At 44.0% G+C, this 2,361-nt stretch carries 2 pseudogenes; both read left to right on the forward strand.

The annotated features are described in order from the left end of the window. Positions 1–200, forward strand: a pseudogene (locus D9K81_RS18055) (hypothetical protein); the annotation flags it as partial. Then, a pseudogene (locus tag D9K81_RS18060) lies at positions 190–2,361 on the forward strand (hypothetical protein); the annotation flags it as partial. The pseudogenes D9K81_RS18055 and D9K81_RS18060, both read left to right, overlap by 11 nt.

Here is a 2,361-nt window from a genome sequence, read left to right on the forward strand (position 1 = left end):
TGCTACGCGAATGGCAAAACCTTCAAGAGCAATTCAGCTTGCAGTTTCAGTGGCCACATGATCAGCGACGTTTCAACGTGGTTTTTAACCATAAAGATGGTGCCCTTGAAAGCTCCACAATCAAGGGCACTCCAGCAACATCACTTGATACCTATTTTAATGTCACTATGCGATTCACCGAGGTAAGCGATGCCGATTGAAACCAACAACCTAAAACTGCTGGAGTCTGAACGCATTAAAACTGATGCTGAAGACGGTGGTGGTAAATATTCAGGCCGTGAAATTATCGATGGCCAAAGTAATAACTTGTTCAACGATATTTCTGAAATGGATCGAACAACAGGTCGCACATCAATCCAAAAGATTTATGCTGCAGTCAATACAGCTGATACTGATGCTTTGATGGGTGCTACAGTCTTTATTTCCGAAAATCCTAAAGATCCGAATGTTTCCGCCGTATTATTTAGTACCAATAGCTGGACGGATGAGCGATCGAGTGCGCAGAACCGAATCGAAAACTACTTGGCCAAAGGTGCACAGCTGACAGGCACACCGCTTGATACACACTGGTTGGGCATGAAGTCGTTGCAAGTGGCCATGTTTCCACAAGAAGCAGAAAGTGCGATTGGTGCATCCATTGTGCTGATTTCGAATGAAGGTAAGCCTTTAGAGATTGAGCAGTATTTACGTATTACCGAAGTCTCAACACGTACTGCAATTTTGATGATTGATGGCAAGCAGGTTGAATACAAGATTGCGACTTATGGCCTCAGTGATGCACTCAAAACTGATTTTGTGGGCCTATCAGCAAAGCAGTGGTACAACGGCGAAAAAAGCCAAACTATTATTCGTGACACCATTGTTGCTGATACCGGTAAATACTATGCCAGTGCAAATTTAAAAGAATCTGCACAGGTGGGTGATTATTCTGTTGTTGCTGACAGTGTTTATACCCAGCTTGTTCCATCAGCGCAGACTGAAACACCAATGGTCAATATTAATGCGGCAGGCGATTCAGTAGCGTTAGTCAAAACTGCAAGTGGCGCACTAAACAAGACCTTTCCAAACATCACAGTGAATACAGTGCAAGGGTTATATATCGGCTCAAGCGTGATGCCTAAATCAGTTGAATTTAATTTATTTGGTTCAGCGATTACTGACGTCGGTGGGGAGCTCAAGAATAGTACTGGTACTTCAATTGGTACGATTAACTACCAGAATGGTGCAATTGCTTGGAATGCCAATGCGGGCACAGGTACAACCGATTTAACAGTCACGTTTATGCCAGCTGCTGCAGTAACTGCACCAGTTGAATCGATGCTGATTTATGTGAATCAGGAAAATAATGGATTTAACTGGATTAAAAACTTGGTACCGCTGCCATCGCCGGGAAGTTTGCAGTTTTCATATCTAGTGCAAAACCAAGTCTACACACTGCGCGACAATGGCGCTGGCCAGTTACGTGGATCAGACTCATCCTTTGGTTCTGGCAGTGTAGATTATGAAACAGGTACCATGGCGGTCACTGTCGGTGAGCTTGCCGATGTGGGTAGCGCAATATTGCTGACTTGGAGCAATATGATCACGGCTCAGGAGAGATCAGGATTAACCATCAATAAAGCCTATATCGAGATCCCTGTAAATGATTCGATTGTGGCGGGAACATTGACTGTAGATTGGCTTCTAAATGGTGTGACTAAGACTGCCACAGACAATGGACAAGGGCAGTTCACAGGTGATGCGACTGGTAGTATCGATTATGCAGATGGTGTGGCTAAACTTATGCCAGTCTTGCTACCGAATGGTGGTACCACATTTAATGTGTCAGGGCAGAAAGGTCCTAAGTCAACCGTAAGTTTAACTGCGGTACCATCAGGCGGATCAATTACAGTTGAGTTAGACAATGGCTCGGCACCGCTAGTTCCTAAGTCTGTAAAAATCCGTGTGCCAGTAAAATACATGGGCTATTCAGGTGAAGTTGAATTGCACGATATGCCGATTGATGCGACAACTGGCCACATGATCAATGGTGCTGGTCAGCAACAAGGTACGATTAACTATACCACTCGGAAGATTACTGTTACCCCAAGCACTACGCTTGAATCGATTGAGCGTGAAAAAATCATGCATCCGTATTTTGGTAAATATAATACATCTTCTGAGGCCGTATCTGCAGGCATGCTCGGGATGATCATTAATTATCAAAATGTCAAAACCACAAACACATTGACCTTAAGTGAGGTGGCGACTGCAGTCACAGTGAGTGTTTCATATCGTGATGAATCAGCTGCGCAAAGCTGGAATGACACTGTGATCGGATCTGTACTTAAAAATGATTTAACAGAAGGTTTTGCTGAGCAA

The organism is Acinetobacter chengduensis, from assembly GCF_003664645.1.
Classification (GTDB): domain Bacteria; phylum Pseudomonadota; class Gammaproteobacteria; order Pseudomonadales; family Moraxellaceae; genus Acinetobacter; species Acinetobacter chengduensis.